Annotated in this window: 16 protein-coding genes; 7 read left to right on the forward strand and 9 right to left on the reverse strand. The window is 67.4% G+C overall.

Annotated features, from left to right (window positions below; all coding sequences use genetic code 11):
- Window positions 1-28: 28 nt before the first annotated feature.
- On the reverse strand, window positions 29-1,183 hold the full coding sequence (locus tag U5A56_RS24855) for a porin (protein WP_044843230.1): 1,155 nt from the start codon (window positions 1,181-1,183) through the stop codon (window positions 29-31).
- Between the two features lie 381 nt (window positions 1,184-1,564).
- Between U5A56_RS24855 and U5A56_RS24860 the strand changes: the two genes are divergently transcribed.
- Window positions 1,565-2,668: an OpgC domain-containing protein gene (locus tag U5A56_RS24860; RefSeq protein WP_044843341.1), complete on the forward strand. Its 1,104-nt coding sequence runs from the start codon at window positions 1,565-1,567 to the stop codon at window positions 2,666-2,668.
- A 61-nt stretch (window positions 2,669-2,729) separates the two neighbouring features.
- The gene (locus tag U5A56_RS24865) at window positions 2,730-3,668 is read left to right on the forward strand and encodes an alpha/beta hydrolase (RefSeq protein ID WP_321925021.1); all 939 of its coding nucleotides are present in this window, start codon (window positions 2,730-2,732) and stop codon (window positions 3,666-3,668) included.
- Between the two features lie 136 nt (window positions 3,669-3,804).
- Here the strand turns inward: U5A56_RS24865 and U5A56_RS24870 are convergent, their stop codons facing one another.
- On the reverse strand, window positions 3,805-5,043 hold the full coding sequence (locus tag U5A56_RS24870; protein WP_321925023.1) for an SfnB family sulfur acquisition oxidoreductase: 1,239 nt from the start codon (window positions 5,041-5,043) through the stop codon (window positions 3,805-3,807).
- 293 nt (window positions 5,044-5,336) lie between these two features.
- Here U5A56_RS24870 and U5A56_RS24875 point away from each other — a divergent pair, with 293 nt between their 5' ends.
- Both U5A56_RS24875 and U5A56_RS24880 read left to right on the forward strand, forming a co-directional pair.
- Entirely contained in the window at window positions 5,337-6,602 is a 1,266-nt protein-coding gene (locus U5A56_RS24875; RefSeq protein WP_321925025.1) for an acyl-CoA dehydrogenase family protein, read from the forward strand.
- On the forward strand, window positions 6,599-7,999 hold the full coding sequence (locus U5A56_RS24880; RefSeq protein ID WP_321925026.1) for an LLM class flavin-dependent oxidoreductase: 1,401 nt from the start codon (window positions 6,599-6,601) through the stop codon (window positions 7,997-7,999). Before U5A56_RS24875 ends, U5A56_RS24880 begins: the two co-directional genes overlap by 4 nt.
- A 113-nt stretch (window positions 8,000-8,112) precedes the next feature.
- Here the strand turns inward: U5A56_RS24880 and U5A56_RS24885 are convergent, their stop codons facing one another.
- Entirely contained in the window at window positions 8,113-9,327 is a 1,215-nt protein-coding gene (locus tag U5A56_RS24885; protein WP_321925028.1) for an FAD-dependent oxidoreductase, read from the reverse strand.
- Window positions 9,328-9,510: 183 nt separating this feature from the next.
- Between U5A56_RS24885 and U5A56_RS24890 the strand changes: the two genes are divergently transcribed.
- Together U5A56_RS24890 and U5A56_RS24895 are read left to right on the forward strand one after the other, a co-directional pair.
- Window positions 9,511-10,455: a LysR family transcriptional regulator gene (locus U5A56_RS24890; RefSeq protein WP_321925030.1), complete on the forward strand. Its 945-nt coding sequence runs from the start codon at window positions 9,511-9,513 to the stop codon at window positions 10,453-10,455.
- Between the two features lie 113 nt (window positions 10,456-10,568).
- Entirely contained in the window at window positions 10,569-11,327 is a 759-nt protein-coding gene (locus tag U5A56_RS24895; RefSeq protein ID WP_321925032.1) for an SDR family oxidoreductase, read from the forward strand.
- Window positions 11,328-11,365: 38 nt separating this feature from the next.
- Here the strand turns inward: U5A56_RS24895 and U5A56_RS24900 are convergent, their stop codons facing one another.
- Complete coding sequence (locus U5A56_RS24900; RefSeq protein WP_321925034.1) at window positions 11,366-11,701, reverse strand: H-NS histone family protein; 336 nt, start codon at window positions 11,699-11,701, stop codon at window positions 11,366-11,368.
- Window positions 11,702-12,011: 310 nt separating this feature from the next.
- On the opposite strand from U5A56_RS24900, the gene U5A56_RS24905 reads away from it, so the two are divergent.
- Window positions 12,012-12,638 (forward strand): helix-turn-helix domain-containing protein, encoded by a 627-nt coding sequence (locus U5A56_RS24905; protein WP_321811641.1) that lies wholly within the window; start codon window positions 12,012-12,014, stop codon window positions 12,636-12,638.
- A 112-nt stretch (window positions 12,639-12,750) separates the two neighbouring features.
- Here the strand turns inward: U5A56_RS24905 and U5A56_RS24910 are convergent, their stop codons facing one another.
- The 5 genes from U5A56_RS24910 to U5A56_RS24930 form a co-directional block, all read right to left on the reverse strand.
- Window positions 12,751-13,083 carry a cupin domain-containing protein gene (locus tag U5A56_RS24910; protein ID WP_321925036.1) on the reverse strand — a complete coding sequence of 111 codons (333 nt, stop codon included), beginning with the start codon at window positions 13,081-13,083 and terminating at the stop codon, window positions 12,751-12,753.
- Between the two features lie 104 nt (window positions 13,084-13,187).
- Window positions 13,188-14,615 carry an MFS transporter gene (locus U5A56_RS24915; RefSeq protein WP_321925038.1) on the reverse strand — a complete coding sequence of 476 codons (1,428 nt, stop codon included), beginning with the start codon at window positions 14,613-14,615 and terminating at the stop codon, window positions 13,188-13,190.
- Between the two features lie 311 nt (window positions 14,616-14,926).
- Complete coding sequence (locus tag U5A56_RS24920) at window positions 14,927-16,405, reverse strand: sensor domain-containing diguanylate cyclase (protein ID WP_321925040.1); 1,479 nt, start codon at window positions 16,403-16,405, stop codon at window positions 14,927-14,929.
- 142 nt (window positions 16,406-16,547) lie between these two features.
- On the reverse strand, window positions 16,548-17,642 hold the full coding sequence (locus tag U5A56_RS24925) for a potassium channel family protein (protein ID WP_044843218.1): 1,095 nt from the start codon (window positions 17,640-17,642) through the stop codon (window positions 16,548-16,550).
- 60 nt (window positions 17,643-17,702) lie between these two features.
- Entirely contained in the window at window positions 17,703-19,037 is a 1,335-nt protein-coding gene (locus U5A56_RS24930) for an FAD-binding oxidoreductase (RefSeq protein WP_321925041.1), read from the reverse strand.
- Window positions 19,038-19,223: the final 186 nt, after the last annotated feature.

Below are 19,223 nucleotides of genomic sequence, written 5' to 3' on the forward strand. Positions count from 1 at the left end.
CACCCCGGGTGCCGGCCGGTCAAGCGCATCAGAACTTGTGGCGGATCGCGGCGCGCACCGCGAACTGGTTCGCCGACGACGACGGACCGTCCGTCCCGACCACGTAGCCGCCGTCGGCCGCGGTGCCCGTCTTGTCGCCGGCGACCTTCTGCCATGCGCCCTGCAGGTAGACGTCGGTGCGCTTGGACAGGCTGTAGTCGGCCATCAGCCCGACCGTGTGATATTTCGGCTTGAACGAGCCGGCCGCGGCGTCGAACTTGCCGTCGGTATACACGTACTGCGCGCCGAGATAGAAATCGGGCGTGAGCTGGTACTTGCCGTTGATCTCGAAGTTCTGGAACCTGGTCGCCGTGAGCCCGAGGCCGTCGAACGTCGACGCCGGCAGGTAGACGGTCGACACCGGGTTCTTCACGTCGGTCTTCGTATAGACGAAGCCGACCGTCGCCGGACCGAACGTATAGTTGATGCCGCCGCCGAAGATCCGCAGGCGGTCGGCGACGAAGTTCGCGTCGTCGGCCGCGATCGCGCCCGCATTGCCGACGCCCGGGCTGTTCGCCTGCAGATACGCGGCCGCGACCTGCAGCCCGGCCAGCGAATACTGCGCGCCGATGCTGTACTGGCGGTTGGTCGAGAAGCCCGTGCTGTTGCTGAAGCTGTAGGTGCCGCCGAACGACAGCCCGTTCCAGTCGGGGCTCGCGTACTTGACCGTGTTGTTGACGCGGAACGAGTTGTCCGTGTTGTCGTTGTCGAACGGGTGCGAGAACAGCGTGCCGCCCCAGTTGCCGTTCGCGGTGAGCGGCGCGAGATAGTCGACGACCGCATCGTACTGGCGGCCGAAGGTCAGCGTGCCGAAGCGCGACGCGCTCAGCCCGACGAACGCCTGGCGGCCGAACATCCGGCCGCCCTGGTTGAACCGGCCGTTGTTCACGTCGAAGCCGTTTTCCAGCGTGAAGATCGCCTTCAGCCCGCCGCCGAGATCCTCGCTGCCCTTCAGGCCCCAGCGGCTGCCCTGCGCATAGCCGCTCGCGAGCTGGTAATTCGTTTTTCCGACCCCGTTCACGCTCACGTTGTTCGTGTAGTTGAAGCCCTCGTCGATCAGGCCGTACAGCGTCACGCTGTCCTGCGCGAAGGCCGGCGCGGCGAAAGCGGCCAGCGCGGCGGCAAAAATGACGTGCTTCTTCATGACGGATCTCCGGAGCCGGGTGCCGGACAGGCCATTCGCCCGGCGATTGTTTGGTCTGTTTTATAGAAGTGGCCCGCAGGGCGGACTGCGCGGTGTGCGGCCGCGAGGACAAAATGGTGTCACGTCGCAAACCGCCCGTCCATCGGGGCGTGGGCGCGGCCAGCAAAGCGTTGCGCTCGTCCAACTGCCCTGTTCTTCCGATGCCATGAGCACGCTTATCGGCAGCGGCCGGCCGGCCCGCTATCCGCGTAAACCCGGACGGCACCGCATCGGTGGCACAATGCGCATCCGTTCGTCATTTCTTCACGAATTCATGCTTCACCCCGATTCATGCGCGGCAGGTGCCGGCCGCGCACGCGGCGCGCGCCGGGAGGCGGCCCGATGACCGCCGCCGCCCGGGCCGGCCGCTACGCCGAACTCGATTTCTTCCGCGGCCTCGTGCTGCTGGTGATCGTCGTCGATCACATCGGCGGCAGCATCCTGTCGCGCGTGACGCTGCATGCGTACGCGCTGTGCGATGCGGCCGAGGTGTTCGTGTTCCTTGGCGGTTTCGCGACCGCCATCGCGTACAACTCGCTCGCCGAGCGCCACGACGAGGCCGCCGCGCGCCAGCGTTTCATCCGCCGTGCGTTCGAGATCTACCGCGCATTCCTCGTGACGGCCGGCCTGATGCTGCTGATCACCGCCGTGCTGAACGCGTTCTCGATCGACGGCCCGAACATGCCGACCAACGATCTCGACGGCCTGCTCCACAAGCCGCTCGCCGCGCTGCGCGACATCCTGCTGTTCCGCCGCCAGCCGTATCTCGCGTCGGTGCTGCCGATGTATGCGTTCTTCGCGCTGCTCGTCCCGCTCGCGCTGCCGCTCGCGCGCACCCAGCCGTGGCTGATGCTCGCGTTCAGCGGCTCGCTCTGGTACGCGGCGCCGCACGTCGCGCGCTTCTTGCCGACCGTCGAAGGCGCGCCGTGGGACTTCAACCCGTTCGCGTGGCAGTTCCTGTTCGTGCTCGGCGTGATCGCGCGCTGCCAGCCCGTCTACCAGACGCTCGCGCCGAAACCCCAGGGCTGGCTGCTGACGGCCGTATCGCTCGCGATCGTCGCGGCCGGCGCGTACTACCGGCTGCGCGTCGAGCCGTTCCCGACCGATCCGTCGATCAAGCAGAACCTCGGCGCGCTGCGGCTCGCGAACTTCCTCGCGATCGCGTGGCTCGCGGCCAAGCTCGTGCACCTCGGGTGGATGAAGAAGGTCGCGCACGCGATGCCGTGGATCGGCACGATCGGCCGCCAGGGGCTGCTGTGCTTCGTCGCCGGCACCGGCATCTCGCTCGCGGTCGACTCGCTGCTCTACCAGGCGACCGAAGGCTATCTCGACGTGCCGCTCGGCCTGGCTGCCGACGTCGTCGCGATGGGCCTGCTGTATCTCGTCGCGAAGCTCTATGCGCCGCTGGTGTCGCGGCTGTCGTTCCCGTTCCGTACGCGGCGATGACGTGCCGCGCCGTCACGCGCCGCTGCTACGATAGCGGGCGCCTCTCCTGAAACGCTTCGCCATGCGCCGACTCGCCCTTCCGTTCGCCGTCGCCCTGATCGCCGGCTCCATCGCCACCGCCCACGCCACGCCGGGCGCGCCTGCGGCTGCGCCGGCGACGTCCGCGCCCGCGATCGTCCCGCCCGCAACGGTCGCGCCGGCCGCCCAGGAACCGCCGGTGAATCCGGGCAGCAGCGTCGTGCTGCGCGCGTTCCGGTCGGCGTCGCTCAAGCGCGACTGGTCGTACACGGTCTACCTGCCGCCCGGCTACAACCCGGAAGGCACGCGCTACCCCGTGATGTACCTGTTGCACGGCAATGCCGGCAATGCGAACGACTGGATCACGCAGGGCCGGCTGCAGGCCACGGCCGACACGCTGATCGAGCGCCGCGAGATCCCGCCCGTCGTGATCGTGATGCCGCAAGGCGGCACCGACTGGTACGTCGACCGCAAGGAGAAGATGCAGAGCGCGTTCCTGAACGACCTGCTGCCGGAAGTCGAAGCGCACTTCGCGGTGTCGAACCAGCGTGCGGGCCGCGCGATCGGCGGCGTGTCGATGGGCGGCTTCGGCGCGCTGCGTTTCTCGCTGCTCGAACCGGGCCTGTTCTGCGGCGCGATGCTGCTGAGCCCCGCGATCTACGCGAACGAGCCGCCGCTCAATTCCGCCGCGCGCTATGTCGGCGTGTTCGGCGACCGGCAGTTCGACCCGCGCGTGTGGCACGAGCTGAACTACCCGGCCCTGATGCGCGGCTATTTCGCGCGCAACTGGCGCGTGCCGATGTTCATCGCGGCCGGCGACGACGACCTGACGATCCAGGCCGAATCGAGCGTGCTGTACACGCAGCTGCGCCGCGCGCAGAACCCGGCCGAACTGCGCATCGTCGACGGCGGGCACACGTGGGACGTGTGGCGCGGAGTGCTCGGGTCGGGGTTGAAGTACGCGCTGGAATGCGTGAAGTAATGCGTGAAGTAATGGAGCCGGCCGACGCGTCAGGCAACCGCACGACGATCACCTGACGCCGCTTCGTTCGCTGCGCCGGCGCCGGCGTCGCCGGCGCAAGGCGCGCGCTGCGCTGTCGCGCTGCCTCGCGCCCGATTCAATTCCACGCGTGACGCGCCGGCCGCACGCCGTTCAGGTAGTAGTTGCCGACGAGGTGATACTTCCACCGCACCGGATCATGCAGCGTGTGCGTGCGCGCATTGCGCCAGTGCCGGTCGAGATTGTGTTCGGCGAGCGTCGACTGCGTGCCCGCCAGCTCGAACAGCTTCTCGCCCGCGAGCAGCGCGATCTCGGTCGTCAGCACCTTCGCCTCGCCGACCGCGACCGATGCACGCGCGACATCGTCGTCGGTCACCGTGCCGCGCGCGCCGATCTCGTCGAGCGTGCGCGCCGCGCGTTCGAGCAGCGCTTCCGCCGCATGCAGCTGGATGTGCAGACGGCCGATCTCGCGGACGATCAACGGATCGTCGGCCGCCCGCTCGACGCCGCTGTCGACCCACGGCCGCGTGCGCGTGCGCACGAACGTCTCCGTATCGGCGATCGCGGCCTTTGCGATGCCGGCATCGATCGCCGCCTGGATGATCTGCGACAGCGGGCCGTTGAGCGTCGGCTCGTCCGACACGCGCTGCGCGTGCAACACATGCGAAGCCGGCACGCGCACGCTGTCCAGCACCACCGTGCCGCTCGCGGTCGTGCGCTGCCCGAAGCCCGACCAGTCGTCGATCACGGTCAGCCCCGGCGTCGGCTGCGGAATGTAGGCGAGCCATGCCTGCTGCGCATCGTCGAGGCCGAGCACCGGCACGTAATGCGCGAACAGTGCGCCGGTCGAATAGAACTTCGTGCCGTCGACGACATAGTCGTCGCCGTCGCGCCGCACGCGCGTCTTCAGGTCGAGCACGTGCTTCGTGCCCTTCTCCGAGAAGCCGTTGCCGAAGCGCTTGCCGCTCAGGATCTCCGCGAAGAAATGGCGCTTCTGCGCGTCGGTGCCGGCCAGCGCGATCACGTCGACCAGCCCGAAGTGGTTCTGCGGCAACTGCCCGAGCGACGCATCGGCCGCCGCGACGATCTTGATCACTTCGGTGAGCGTCACGTTCGATACGCCCGCGCCGCCGTAGGCCTTCGGCACCGTGATCGCCCACAGCCCCGACTGCGAGAACCATTCGATCTCGTCGCGCGGCAGCCGGCGCTCGCGGTCCCGCTCGGCCGCCCCTTCGGCCAGCCGTTGCGCGAGTGCCTGCGCAACCGCGATCGCCTGCGCGTCGTCGGCGATCACGCGGGCCACCTGCGGTCTTGCGTCGGCCGGCCGGTCCTGAATCGTCGCGCTCGTATCTGACATCGGGCTCTCCTGTCGAATCACGAAAGCACTCAATCTAGCAGCGCGCCGCAGGCCGGCAAACCGAGCGATTCTCGTAACGATATTCCTTCGGATGACAAACGACATCGCACGGCACCGCATCCGCTTCCGCGCTTCGGCGTCGCAATCGATGCCCTGGCGTCGACGTTTCACGGCGCCGTTCGCGTAATGCGCAGCGACGATAACGATCTGCGAATCCGTTATTGGAACGTGCGCGTCGTGCTTCCTATACTAGGCTCCCGGTGCAAACGGCCCCGCCCTACGAGGAACCCCGCATGACTTCGTCGCACGCAGATACCGAATTGTCCACCGGCACCGACTACGACGCACTCGCGAGCCGGTTCCGGCCGATCTTCGACCGGATTGCCGCCGGCACCGCCGAGCGCGAACACCGCCGCGAACTGCCGCACGAAGCGATCGGCTGGCTCAAGGCCGCCGGCTTCGGCGCGATACGACTGCCGGTGCGTGACGGCGGCGCCGGCGCGTCGCTGCCGCAGCTGTTCCGGCTGCTGACCGAACTCGCCGCCGCCGACTCCAATCTGCCGCAGGCGTTGCGCGGCCACTTCGCGTTCGTCGAAGACTGGCTGAACGCGCCGCCCGGGCCGCAGCGCACGACGTGGTTCGATCGTTTCGCGAGCGGCCAGCTCGTCGGCAACGCGTGGTCGGAGGCCGGCGACGTTCCGCTCGGCCAGACGATCACGAAGGTATCGGAGCAGAACGGCCGGCTCGTGTTGAACGGCCGCAAGTTCTACAGCACCGGCAGCCTGTTCGCGGACTGGATCGACGTGTTCGCGCAGCGCCAGCAGGATGGCAGCGACGTGATCGTCGCAATCGCCACCGGGCAGCCCGGCGTGATACTCGAAGATGACTGGGACGGCTTCGGCCAGCGAACGACCGGCAGCGGCACGACGCGCTTCGAGAATGCGGCGGTCGACGCCGACCACGTGATCGATTTCGCACGCCGCTTCAAATACCAGACCGCGTTCTACCAGCTGTTCCACGTCGCCACGCTGGCCGGCATCGGCCATGCGATCGTGCGCGACGCGGGCGAGCTCGTGCGCGGCCGCACGCGCGTGTACAGCCACGGCAACGCCGCGCGCGCCGGCGACGATGCGCAGCTCCAGCAGGTGATCGGCGAAATCGCGTCGTGGGCCTATGCGGCCGATGCGCTCACGCTGCGCGCCGCGCAGCCGCTGCAGCAGGCATACGCCGCACGCTTCGGCGGCGATGACGAAGCCGAACATGCCGCCAACGTCGCCGCCGAAATCGAATCCGCGCAGAGCCAGCTCGTCGTGTCGGAACTCGTGCTGCGTGCGGCGACGCGCCTGTTCGACGCGCTCGGCGCATCCGCGACGCGCAGCACGACCGCGCTCGACCGTCACTGGCGCAACGCGCGCACGGTGTCGTCGCACAATCCGCTCGTCTACAAGGCGCGGATCGTCGGCGACTGGGTCATCAACGGACGCACGCCGCCGTTCGTCTGGCGCGTCGGCAACGGTTCAGGTGCGCAAGCCGGCACGGAAACGGGAGCCGCGCGATGAGCAAGACCATCCGCTTCAACGCGTTCGAGATGAATTGCGTCGGCCATCAGTCGCCCGGCCTGTGGGCGCATCCGCGCGATCGTTCGTGGCAGTACAAGGATCTCGACTACTGGACCGATCTCGCCCGCGTGCTCGAACGCGGGATCTTCGACGCGATCTTCATCGCGGACGTGATCGGCTATTACGACGTATACCAGGGCAGCAACTACCACGCGCTGCACCAGGCCGCGCAGATCCCCGTCAACGATCCGCTGCAGCTCGCCGCGCCGATCGCAATGGCGACCGAGCATCTCGGTATCGGCATCACCGCGTCGACGACGTTCGAGCATCCGTACACGTTCGCGCGCCGGCTGTCGACCGCCGACCATCACACGAAGGGCCGGCTCGCGTGGAATATCGTCACGTCGTACCTGGAAAGCGGCGCGAAGAACGTCGGCGACAACGGACTGCGCACCCATGACGACCGCTATGCGGTCGCGGCCGAATACGTCGAGGTGCTGTACAAGCTGTTCGAAGGCAGCTGGGAAGATGGCGCGGTCGTGCGCGATCGCGACGGCCGCGTGTTCACGCATCCGGAGAAGGTGCACGAGATCGGCCACAAGGGGCGCTTCTTCGACGTGCCCGGCTATCACCTGTGCGAGCCGTCGCCGCAGCGCACGCCGGTGCTGTTCCAGGCCGGCGCGTCCGGCCCCGGCAAGGCGTTCGCCGCGCAGCACGCCGAATGCGTGTTCGTCGCCGCGCCGACCCGCCCGCAACTCGCGCGCTATGTCGCCGACGTGCGCGCGCAGGCCGCCGCCGCGGGCCGCGACCCGCACGACGTGCTGATCTACAACCTCGTCACGGTGATCGTCGACGAGACCGACGAGAAGGCGCAGGCCAAGTTCGACGAGTACCGTCGTTATGTGTCGTACGACGGCTCGCTCGTGTTCATGTCCGGCTGGACCGGCATCGATTTCGGCCAGTACGCGCCGACCGATCCCGTCCGGCGCGTCGAGACGAACGCGATCGTGTCGGCCGTCGAGCATCTGGCCGGCGGCGATACCGCGTGGACGATCGAGGAACTGGCCGCGTGGGGCGGCATCGGCGGGATGGGGCCCGTGTTCGTCGGCTCAGCGCAGACCGTCGCGGACATCCTGCAGGAATGGGTCGCCGCGACCGACGTCGACGGCTTCAATCTCGCGTATGCCGTTGCGCACGAAACCTTCGAGGACATCGTGCGCTACCTCGTGCCGGAGTTGCAGCGGCGCGGCGTCTATCCGACCGAATATGCGCCGGGCACGCTGCGCGAGAAGCTGTTCGGTGCATCGGCGTGGCTGCCGGATGCCCATCCGGCTGCGCGGTTTCGCGACATCGAACAGGTCAAGCGCGACGCGCAACAGGTGGCCGACTACGCGTGACGGCCAGCCGGGCTGGCCAGCCTGCACGAGAAAGGCCGGCCTTCCCGACGAACGACCCCACGCAACTGCCGCACCGGTTGCCTGATGCACTGCCACTGATCGCGCCTGTCAGGTCAAAGCCACGTCCCGCCCTGCCGCTCGTTCGGTTCATCGGCGAGCGCGTCGAAATCGTGAATCCAGTCCAGGTGATGCAGCACGCTGTCGCGCTCGCCGAGACGCGCATTGCGCGCCTGCGCGGCCGGCCCGTCGGGCAGATGCAGCACGTCGGCCGCGGAGATCGACGCGTACTGCACCTTGCGCGTGCGGCCGCGCCGCAGCCGCTCGTACGCTTCCTGCGCCTCGCGCCAGTTGCCGCGCCCGGCCTTCGCCAGCTGCGCGGCCAGCACCATCGCGTCCTCGATCGACTGGTTCGCGCCCTGCCCGTGATGCGGCACCAGCGCATGCGCGGCGTCGCCGATCAGCGTCACGCGCCCGCGGCTCCAGCGGCCGAGCGGCGGCCGGTGGAACAGCCCCCAGCGCTGGCTGATCGGCACCGCGGTGATCATCTGCACCACCGCCGGATGCCAGTCCTTGAACAGGCGCAACTGCTCGCCCTCTTGTGCCGGCACGACCCAATCGCGCGACGGCCACGGCGACGGATGACGCTCGACCAGCAGGAAGTTCTGGTCGCCGTTGTCGCCGATCGGATAGTGCAGCAGATGGCCGTGCGGCCCGACCCAGAACTGAATGGTCTCGGGATCGGGCAACAGGTCGATCCGCTCGGCCGGCACCACGCCGCGAAAGCCCGAGCACCCTGAATACAGCACGTCGTCGTAGCCGAGCATCCAGCGCCGCGTGATCGAACGCGCGCCGTCCGCGCCGATCACGAGATCGGCGTCGACGCGTGCGCCGTTGGCGAAGCTCAGCGTGACGCGATCCGGATGCTGCGCGAGATCGACGAGCCGATGACCGAGATGAATCTGCCCGACACCGACCGCCTTCGACAGGATCGCCTGCAGGTCCGCGCGATGCACGCCCCAGTACGCGCCGCCGAACTGCCGGCGATAGTCGGGTTCGCCGCGATGATGGCCGATCACCGCGCCGCTGCGCCCGTCGCGATAGACGAGGCCGGGAATCTCCGCGCACACCGCGTCGAAAGCCGGCCGTAATCCCATCCGTTCGTAGAAGCGCGTCGCGTTGGCCGACAGCGCGACGGCCGCCCCCACCTCGCGCAGCACGTCGGTCTGCTCGTACAGTCGCGCGTCGATGCCCTGCTCGCGCAATGCAAGCGCCAGCGTCAGGCCGCCGATGCCGGCCCCGACGATCGCGATCCTCAGATTCGTCTGCATGATGAACGTGTCTCCGATATTCAGATGGTGAGTGGTCGAGGCCGCAGTGCGCGTGCCCCGGCCGGCGCGCCTGTCGAATGCGAGCGCCGTATCGGTATTTTCAGCAGCGCCCCTTCATCCCACAATAAAATGCAGGGAATCTGCCTCATCACCAAACGGAATGATTGGAGACAACCCGGAACCATGGAACTGAGCGAGATCGACCTCAATCTGTTGCTGCTGTTTCAGCGACTGATGCAGGAGCGGCGCGTGTCGACCGTCGCCGAGCAGATGAACATGAGCCAGCCGGGCGTCAGCAACGCGCTCGCGAAGCTGCGCCGCCGGCTCGGCGATCCGCTGTTCGTGCGCGGCCCGGGCGGCGTGGTGCCGACGCCGTTCGCGCTGCGCCTGGCCGAACCGGTTGCGCACGCGCTGTCGACGCTGCATGCCGCGCTCAACCCCGAGACCGGTTTCGATCCGCTGCGCGCATCGCGCACGATGACGATCGGGATGACCGATATCGGCGAAGTCGTGTTCCTGCCCGCGCTGCTCGAACACCTGTCGCGCACGGCACCGGGCATCGCGCTCAATACGGTGCGCAACACGAGCGTCAATCTCGCCGACGAGATGGCCGACGGCCGCGTCGATCTCGCGATCGGCCTGCTGCCGCAGTTGCAGGGCGGGTTCTATCAGCGCCGGCTGTTCGATCAGCGCTACGTGTGCCTGTTCCGGCTCGGGCATCCGCTCGAGGACGCGCCGCTGACCGTCGACGCATGGCGAGCGGCCGAGCATCTCGTCGTGGTGTCGGCCGGCACCGGTCACGGCCAGGTGGACGAATGGCTGAAGCGCCGCCGCGTGAAGCGCCGCGTGCGGCTGACGGTGCCGCATTTCATGAGCGTCGGCTACATCCTGCAGCGCACCGACCTGATCGCGACCGTGCCGGAACACCTGGCGCTGCAGCTCGCCGCGCCGTTTTCGCTCGGCTGGCGCGCGTTGCCGGTCACGCTGCCGGGCGCGCCGATCCACATGCTGTGGCATGCGCGCGTGAATCAGGATGAAGGCAACCGGTGGCTCCGCGATGTCGTGGTCAGCCTGTTCGCGCAAGCCGGAACGCGCGAACGCAAGGCCGCGCCGACGCGCAAGGCGTAGCCGCTCGCGTCGCGAAATCCGGTGTGCGCGGTAGGATGTCGCTTCGACCGGCGCGGCGGGTCCATCGCGCGCCCGCCGCCGCTTTCCTCACCCAACCCGCAGGAAATCAAGCCATGTCTGTCTCGAAGAAGTTCGCCGCCGTCACGGGCGCCGGATCCGGCATCGGTCGTGCCGCGGCAATCGCGCTCGCGAACGCCGGATTTGCCGTCGCGCTGCTCGGACGCAAGGAAGCCTCGCTGCGTGAAACGAAAGAGGCGATCGTCGCCGCCCATGGCGACGCACACGCGTTTCCGGCCGACGTCACCGACGAAGCGTCGGTCGAACACGCATTCGCGCAGATCGCGCAGCGGTTCGGGCGGCTGGACGTCCTCTTCAACAATGCCGGGCGCAATGCGCCGGCCGTGCCGCTCGACGAACACGAGTTCGACGTATGGAACGACGTCGTCGCGACGAACCTGACGGGCGTCTTTCTGTGCGCGCGGGCCGCGTGGCGCGTGATGAAGGCGCAAACGCCGCAGGGCGGCCGCATCATCAACAACGGCTCGATCTCCGCCTATACGCCGCGCCCGAACACGATCGCGTACACGGCCACCAAGCATGCGGTGGCCGGCATCACCAAGTCGCTCGCGCTCGACGGCCGTGCATACAACATCGCGTGCAGCCAGATCGACATCGGCAACGCGGCGACATCGCTGACGGATCGCATGACGGAAGGCGTGCTGCAGGCCGACGGCCGCATGGCGCCCGAGGCGCGGATGGACGTCACGCATGTCGCGAATGCGGTCGTTCAGATCGCGAATCTTCCGCTGGATACGAACATCCTGAACATGACGATCATGGCGACCACGATGCCGTTCGTGGGACGGGGATAAACACGTGCAGCTGACGGTGCCGGGCGCCCCATGTTCCGTCAACCCCTCCTCGTCTTCTTGCCAATCGGCGGGGGCTTGCCTATGACGAACTGACGGCGGTCCTTGCCCCGGATCCAGAGCGGCGCGTTACCGCGCCCGCTCCACTCCTTGCCGCTCGCCGGATCACGATAGCGCGCCGGCAGGGCTTTCACGACGTACGCCCCCCGACGGCCGTTGCGGCCGACCAGGTCGCGATGCTTGATCGCATAGGTGTCCATCAGCGCGTGAACCTCCGCGATCGCATCGATGCGTTCGCGTGCGCGGGCGCGCTCGATTTGCTCGTCCAGTTCCGCCAGCTCCACCACGAGCTGCGCATAGGTCTTCCTCACGCTCATCTTCTGCTTCCTGCCTCGCATCCGCATGCGAAGCGATATGATTCGCATGACTAATGGACTGTTTCACCACGTCCCGGGAGGGCCGCATTCACTCGATCGTCACGCGGCCGACCCGGTGTACGGAAAACGGCCATCCGCTGCACATCGACGCCGCGACGACGCATGCGTGCGGATACGATCGTTCGCCCACGACCCGCCCATGGCGGACATTCAGGTGCACGATCGCGCGCCACGTTTCACATATCAAGTGATATTTGAAATGCCATCGTAATGGTATCCATCTCAAATATCAACTGATATCCTTCCGCCCATGAACATGGCGCCCCTTCCCCCGCGGCTGACCCGCGAAGAAAGTCGACTGCAGACCCGCGCGCATTTGCTAGCCGCGGCGAAGCGGCTGTTTGTCGAGCGCGGCTTCGGCGCCACGTCGCTCAGGGATATCGCGGCCGAGGCCGGCTACACGCAGGGCGCGTTCTATTCGAATTTCGCGAGCAAGGAAGCGTTGTTTGTCGAACTGATGCTGGAGCGCTCGAAGACGCAAGTGGCCGACATCGCCCGGGCGCTGAGCGACCCGTCCGCGTCCGGGGACGACATACTGGATGCACTGGAAGTGTGGTCGCAGACGGTCGATGCCGAGCCCGAGTGGTCGGTGCTGGGCGTCGAGTTCAAGCTTCAGGGGCGTCGCAATCCCGCTTTTGCGACGGCATCGCAGGCGTTGCTGGACACCCACCGCGACGGCCTCGCCTATTGCATCGAACAGATTTTCGCCAGATTCAAGAAAGTGCCGCCCGAGTCGCCGGCCGTCCTGGCCGTGTCGTTCATGGGGCTCTCGCAAGGGCTGTCGCTGCAACAGTCGATTCTGTCCGAAGTGCCGATCGGGCACATGATCATGGTGTTCCTGCGCAGCTTGCTGGCCTCCGCGGAGCCCGTGCGTTGACCTGTGAGGTCGCGGGCGCGAAAGGACTGACCGGCTCCGCGATCGGGCCGGATTGCGCGTGATGCGGCGGCATTGCATCGCATGCGAACGGGTGACGCCACACCCGCGCGACTCATCGATCGTGATAGATCGCGAGCCAGACCGACTGTTCTTCAGGATGCGTCCATGCGACGCGATGCCGGCAATGCGGTTCGATCAGCACGTAGTCGCCGGGGCGCATGTCGTGCAGCGTCGCGTCCGCTTCGAACTCGAGCACCGCGGCACCTGACAGCAGCACGACCCATTCGGCACGCGAATCGTCGTACCAGAATCCGTCGGGACTCGTGTGCCCCATCGACACGATCCGCTCGACGTTCAGGCGCGATCCCGCGACGAGCACGTCGACGCGCTCGTCGACGCCGCGCGCACCTTCGAGGCTGAACAGGTTGCCGGTCTGGCGTTGCATGGTTCGACTCCGGGTCGGCCTTCGGCTGAAGGCGAATGACGCCAATGTAGCGCGAAGGCCGGCATCGCGGCAAACTTGTTTGCGGGTTCCGGCAAGCGCTGCATTCACGCGGCCACCTCGGCGTCGATATCGCGCGCCGTCGGTTCATGACGCACGATCAGCAGGAACACGATCGGCGTGGCCGCGCTGACCGCGACGACCCAGAACATGTCCGTGCCGAGACGGGCCTGCAGGATCGGCAGCACGAACAGCGCGAGCGCCTGGCCGATCCCGCACAGCGAGCGCCCGAAGCCGACACCGGTGCCGCGGATCGCTGCCGGATACGACAGCGTCGGATAGATCATCATCTGCGCACCCGGCCCGAAACCTTCGGCGAACAGCCAGGTGCCGAGCATCAGCAACACGAGGCCGATTGCGAATGCGCCGTGCGGATGCCCCGCCAGCGCGAGCGCGACGAGTGCGACGAACTGCAGCGCGAAGCCCGCGATCGCGACGTGACGCGACGGATATCGATACGCGAGACGCATGCCCAGCAAACCGCCCGTCAACGCGAACAGCACGTTCAGCGCAAGCGACGCCGCGATCGTCTCGAACACGCCCGCGCCGAGAAACTGCGACAGGATCGACGGCAGGAAGAACGCGATCGCCGTGTATTCGAACGGAATGCACAGGTTCATCACGCTGGCGACGATCGTTCGGCCGAGATACGGACGCTGGAACAGCACGCGAATCCGCACGGGCGGCGGGCTCGGCTCGCGCGGCGCGTCGTCCGCTTCATGCGCGTGAATGCCGTACGACTCGCGCAGGATGCGCGCGGCATTGGCCAGGTCGCCCTGATTCGCGGCCCACAACGGCGATTCGTTCATGAAGCGATTCCGGACCAGGATGATGACGAGCGCCGGCACCGCGCCGAAGATCAGCGACGCGCGCCACAGCCAGCCCGCATGCTCGGCCGGCAGCAGGAAATACATGCCGAAGATCAGCAGGAAGCACACCGACGACGCCACGTACCACATCGGGCACCATGCAGCGAGCCGCGACGCCTTGTTGCCGCGGCCGTTGAACTTCGAGAATTCCGCGAGAAACGCCATCGCGACGGGCAGGTCGATGCCGACCCCGAGCCCCATCACGAAGCGCGCGGCGATCAGCACCCAGACGTTCGGCGCGAGCCCGGCCGCGATCGCCGCGACGACGAAGAACAGCATGTCGGCCATGAACACCTGATAACGGCCGATCCTGTCGGTCAGCCATCCGCCGATCAGGCTGCCGAAGATCGTGCCGATCATGATCGCCGAGCCGACCAGCCCCGTCAGCGCGGGCGTCAGGCCGAATTCGCGCGCGACGTCGTCGATGCCGTACGACAGTGTCGTCAGGTCGTACGCGTCGAGAAACACACCGCCGAGCGCGAGCAGCACGATCATCCGCGCGTGGCTGACGGAACTGTCCGTCGTATTGATCAGGCGCGCCACATCGCTCGCGGAGCGGATGGGCGCGGAAACCGGCGTGACTGCGTTCAGATCGATCGAACTCATCGCATTCCCTTGTTCGCCGCATGGCCGGCGATGTCCACATGGAGACAGGAACCCGACACGTGCATGCACGCTCGCCATCACCTGAAAAGTGGCTGCTGGAGCGTCGACACACAGGCATTCGGGTTCCGGAAGCGACGATTCTGTTCCCGCGATCCGGCATTCCCAACCGATATAAACCGATAAATTATTCGGTGTACGTCATAAAGTTTCGCGGCCGCGTACGCCTGGCAGGCACGCGCAGGTGCAATCGCGACCGCGGCGGGTTCGAGGCAAATCGAGCGCGGCCACGCGCCTGCGTGTCGCGCCACGCGTCATGCCGGCGGCTGAAACGCGACGACCTTGTTCCGGCCGGTCGCCTTCGCGTAGTACAACGCTTCGTCGGCAGCCTTGATCACGGCCTCGGCCTCGGCATCGTGCTCGGGCGTCCAGCTCGCCAGGCCGATACTGGCCGTGACATGCCCGTGTTCGCTGCCGGCGTGTTCGAGCGGCAGTTCGTCGATCGCCGCGCGGATCCGCTCGGCAATCTGGGCGGCACCCGTCTCGGCGGTATCGGGGAGCAACACGACGAATTCCTCTCCGCCATAACGGGCTGCGGTGTCGGCCGGCCGGCGAATGTTGTCGCCGATGCAGCGCGCAACCGCAGCCAGCGCATCGTCTCCCGCCTGGTGGCCGTAGGTGTCGTTGTAGGCCTTGAAGCGATCGACATCGACGAACAGCAACGAGAACACCGATCGCGCGCGCCGCGCGCGGCGCCATTCGCGGTCCAGCACTTCCGCGAAGCTGCGGCGATTGTTCAGGCCGGTGAGACCGTCGGTGCGGGCGAGCAGCACGAGTTCCGACTCGGCGCGCATCCGGCGCCGGAGTTGCGTGCCGAGCATGAAGGACACCCCGATGAACGCGGCGCCGAACGTCGCCACCAGCGCGCCGATCGTCACGGCGCGGTGCCGCCAGGCCGCATAGATATCCTGCTCCGCTTCCGCGACCATGATGATCAGCGGGAGCTTGGGTAGATGTTTGAAGTAATAGAGACGGCGCACCCCGTCGATCGACGACGTTTCAGAAAACGAGCCCTCCGGCGCGGTCTGGAATCGCCGGAAGGTCGCGGCTTTGCTGATGTTGCGCCCGATGGTATGCACGTCGTACGGCTGGCGCATCACCATGATGCCGTCGTTGCCGATCAGCGAGATCGAGCCGTGCTGTCCGAGCGACAGGCCGGCGAACAGTTGGTGGAAATACTCGAGGTTGACCGCGATGAGCACAATGCCGGCAAACGAGCCGTCCGGGTTCGAGATCCGCCGCGAGAGCCCGATGCTGGGCGAGCCTCCTCGCAGGCGCGATATGAACGGATCGCTGACGTAGAGCCCTGCGTCCGGATTGTCGCGGTGGATGGTGAAATACTTGCGATCGGCGAAATTGCCGTGACGCGGCTCGTCGCCGGCGGAATCGAGGACGATGTTGCCGCCGGCGTCGAGCACCAGCATCGAGCCGAGAAACTCTGCCGTCATGGCGTGATCGAACAGCACGGCGCGCCGCAAGCTCGCGGGCGCGGTCATCACGTCGTGACGTTGAAGCCCCGCGATGACAGCCTGCAGCGACAGGTCGTAGAGTTCGAAATTGCGTTCGATGTCGCGCTCGGCGATCAGCCCGAGATTGCGGGAGGTTTCGCTCGCCCGCGCGAGCGCGTCGTTACGGCTCTGGAACAGCTGCAGCACGCACAGACCCATGAGCGCGCACGCAATCACGATACCGATCACGACGATGGTATAGGGCGCCGTCGACCTGAATTGCATGTGTCTCCTCGATGATCACGCTCGTGCGCGGCGCACGACGCGATTACCTCATACTAAATAACGTGCGGGGACATATCAAGCGGGGTTGCCCCGGTCACCGCGCGGCATGGCGCACGATGCCGGGATGCTGCACAACCGGCCCTCACACATCCGGATCCGGAATTCGCGCCGACTGAATCACGACCAGCGTATCCCCCGCCTCGATCCGGCACGGCGGATCCTCGTAGAACGAATGGATCTTCCCGCAGCGATCGAGCCCGACGACGATCGCGCCCGGCACGACGTTCGTCATGCAGCCGATCTCGTGCGGCAATGCCTCGCGCTCCAGCAGCGTCGCGCGCCCGCGCGTCGACAGCATGTCGTTCACGAACGGCACGATGTAGCGGCTATGCACCGCATCCGCGAGCAGCAGCGCGCCGATCTTCGTCGACGACACGATCACGTCCGCGCCCGCCTGCCGCAGTTGCCGCTGATACAGGTTCTCCTGGATCCGCACGACGATCTTCGTCTCGGGCGCGATGCTGCGCACCGACAGCGTCAGCAGGATCGCGGTCGGGTCGTCGGTCACCGAGATGATCACGGCCTTCGCCGAGCGCACTTGCGCCTGCTGCAGCAGATCCTCGTGCGCGGGATCGCCGAGCAGCCCCGTCACGCCGAGCGACGTCGCGGCCTCGAGCGCCTGCTGCTGCGCGTCGATCACGATGACCGTCGACGGATCGACACCGCTTTCGAGCAGCTCGCGCACGGCGATCGACCCCGACAGGCCGTAGCCGCACACGACGATGTGATCGGACAGTTGCTTCTGCAGGCGTTTCATGCGGAATTCCTCGATGACGCGCTGGATCACGAACTGATACGCCGTGCCCAGGAAGATGAACCAGATGCCGATGCGGATCGGCACGATGAAGAACGCATCGATCAGACGCGCGCGCGCGGTGACCGGCACGATGTCGCCGTAGCCGACCGTCGCGACCGTGACCATCGTGAAGTACACGAGATCGGCGACATTCATCGGCGTGCTCTTGGTCGAATCGCGCAGGCCGTCGCGATCGAGATACAGCACGAGAAACGCGAGCATGCACAGCACCACGACCGCGCCGAGACGGAACAGCAGCGTGCGCCGCGGCGACGTCGCGGGACGCGTGAACAGCGTGCGCGCACGCGGCGCCTGCCACGGATCGCGGGCACGACGCAGGCGTGAGCGCAACGAGCGGCGCTTGTCGGAGGGCGTTGCCAACGGGGAATCTCCTGAAGATTGCGGGCTCGATTCTACGACGGGAACACGCGGGCCCGTCCGCTACAGCATGCTGCGCGGCCGCACCATCGTCCCGTCGGCGAAACGCCCGGCGCGGAACGCCGCCAGGTCGAGCGACGGCGCGCCCGTATCGACCCATTCGGCCAGCAGCCGCCCGACGATCGGCCCCATCGCGAAGCCGTGCCCGCAGAAACCGGTCGCGATCGCGAGCCCGGACGGCGTGCCGGGCGCGTCGATCACCGGAATCCCGTCGGGCAGCACGTCGATCAGGCCGGCCCAGGCCTCGACGATCTGCGCGTCCTTCAGCGCGGGGAAGATCGCCTTCAGCTTCGCGAGCGCGCGCGGCGCGTGCGCGCGATTCGGCTGCGGCTGCGGATCGCGCGGCTCGATCGGCCCGCCTCCGCCGCCGATGCGCGCGCAGGCATCGCGCCACGCGGCGCCATTCAGATGCAGCCGGAACTTCTCGCGCTGCGACCAGAATTCCGGCCAGAACAGGCTCAGGCCGCGCAGATGGCCGAGCGTCAGGTCGACGTCGACCTGCATGTCGTCGGCGAGATTGATCGCGCCGTTGCTGCGTTGCCGGATGCCGAGGCCGTGCCCCCAGATCGTCGACGCGGACACGTCGGGCAACACGTTGGTGCGCATGCAGGTGCCGCGCACGGCCTGCTGCGGCAGCCGGATGCCGACGCCGTCGAGCAGCCGGAAGCTGGTCGCGCCGGCCGCGCAGATCACGCGCCGCGTGCGGATCGTGCCGCGCTCGGTCACGACGCCGACGACCGCGCCGCGGGCCGTCTCGATCGCCGTCACGCCGCAGCCTTCGAAGAAACGCGCGCCGGCTTCCGTCGCGCGCGCCGCGAACGCGGCGGCCACGCGGCGCGGTTCGGCCTGCCCGTCGGTCGCCGTATACAACCCGCCGAGCGTGCGCGCCTGCGTCGACAGCCCGGTCACGCGTTCGTCGATTTCCGCGCGCGTCAGCGTGCGCGTGTCGAGCCCGTGTTCGCGCGCAACGGCGAGCCACGCCTGGAACGACGCCCAGTCGTCGTCGTTGTCGGCGATATAGAGGCAACCGCCCTGCCGCCATTCGAGGTCGAAGCCGAGCGCCTGCTCGAGCCCTTCCCAGATCCGCATGCCGGCCATCATCAGCGGCACTTCGGCGGACTCGCGGCCCTGCTGCCGCACGAAGCCCCATGCGCGCGTCGATTGCTGGCCGGCAATGCGCGACTTGTCGAGCACGACGGCCTTCAGGCCGCGCAGGCCGAGGTAGTAGGCGGCCGCGCAGCCCATGATGCCGGCGCCGGCGATCACGATGTCGGCTTCGGCCGGAAACGCCGTGTCGGCGTGCGTCAATGCGTCGTGCAGCGGATAGGTGGTCGTCATTGTTCTCTGTTGGCGTCGATACGCCGGCACACGCATCGGCGTTCGCGATGGCATGCGCCGGACCGGCGCCCGGATTGAGGATCGGGATGGCGAACGTGGGGGAAAGCCGATGAACGATCCGGTGCGTGGCCGCGGCCCCGCCGCCGGTGACGGTTGCCCGTCGACCGTCCCTGTTTTTTCGCCTTG

The sequence above is a fragment of the Burkholderia sp. BCC1998 genome (genome assembly GCF_905339875.1).
GTDB lineage: Bacteria > Pseudomonadota > Gammaproteobacteria > Burkholderiales > Burkholderiaceae > Burkholderia.

Excerpts from the sequence above, each read along its gene's own strand:
- U5A56_RS24890 (WP_321925030.1), top strand. The coding sequence starts at position 9,511 with ATGGAACTGAGCGAGATCGACCTCAATCTGTTGCTGCTGTTTCAGCGA.
- U5A56_RS24905 (WP_321811641.1), top strand. The coding sequence starts at position 12,012 with ATGAACATGGCGCCCCTTCCCCCGCGGCTGACCCGCGAAGAAAGTCGA.
- U5A56_RS24900 (WP_321925034.1), bottom strand. The coding sequence starts at position 11,701 with ATGAGCGTGAGGAAGACCTATGCGCAGCTCGTGGTGGAGCTGGCGGAA.
- U5A56_RS24865 (WP_321925021.1), top strand. The coding sequence starts at position 2,730 with ATGCGCCGACTCGCCCTTCCGTTCGCCGTCGCCCTGATCGCCGGCTCC.
- U5A56_RS24870 (WP_321925023.1), bottom strand. The coding sequence starts at position 5,043 with ATGTCAGATACGAGCGCGACGATTCAGGACCGGCCGGCCGACGCAAGA.
- U5A56_RS24910 (WP_321925036.1), bottom strand. The coding sequence starts at position 13,083 with ATGCAACGCCAGACCGGCAACCTGTTCAGCCTCGAAGGTGCGCGCGGC.
- U5A56_RS24880 (WP_321925026.1), top strand. The coding sequence starts at position 6,599 with ATGAGCAAGACCATCCGCTTCAACGCGTTCGAGATGAATTGCGTCGGC.
- U5A56_RS24875 (WP_321925025.1), top strand. The coding sequence starts at position 5,337 with ATGACTTCGTCGCACGCAGATACCGAATTGTCCACCGGCACCGACTAC.
- U5A56_RS24885 (WP_321925028.1), bottom strand. The coding sequence starts at position 9,327 with ATGCAGACGAATCTGAGGATCGCGATCGTCGGGGCCGGCATCGGCGGC.
- U5A56_RS24855 (WP_044843230.1), bottom strand. The coding sequence starts at position 1,183 with ATGAAGAAGCACGTCATTTTTGCCGCCGCGCTGGCCGCTTTCGCCGCG.
- U5A56_RS24930 (WP_321925041.1), bottom strand. The coding sequence starts at position 19,037 with ATGACGACCACCTATCCGCTGCACGACGCATTGACGCACGCCGACACG.
- U5A56_RS24860 (WP_044843341.1), top strand. The coding sequence starts at position 1,565 with ATGACCGCCGCCGCCCGGGCCGGCCGCTACGCCGAACTCGATTTCTTC.
- U5A56_RS24915 (WP_321925038.1), bottom strand. The coding sequence starts at position 14,615 with ATGAGTTCGATCGATCTGAACGCAGTCACGCCGGTTTCCGCGCCCATC.
- U5A56_RS24920 (WP_321925040.1), bottom strand. The coding sequence starts at position 16,405 with ATGCAATTCAGGTCGACGGCGCCCTATACCATCGTCGTGATCGGTATC.
- U5A56_RS24895 (WP_321925032.1), top strand. The coding sequence starts at position 10,569 with ATGTCTGTCTCGAAGAAGTTCGCCGCCGTCACGGGCGCCGGATCCGGC.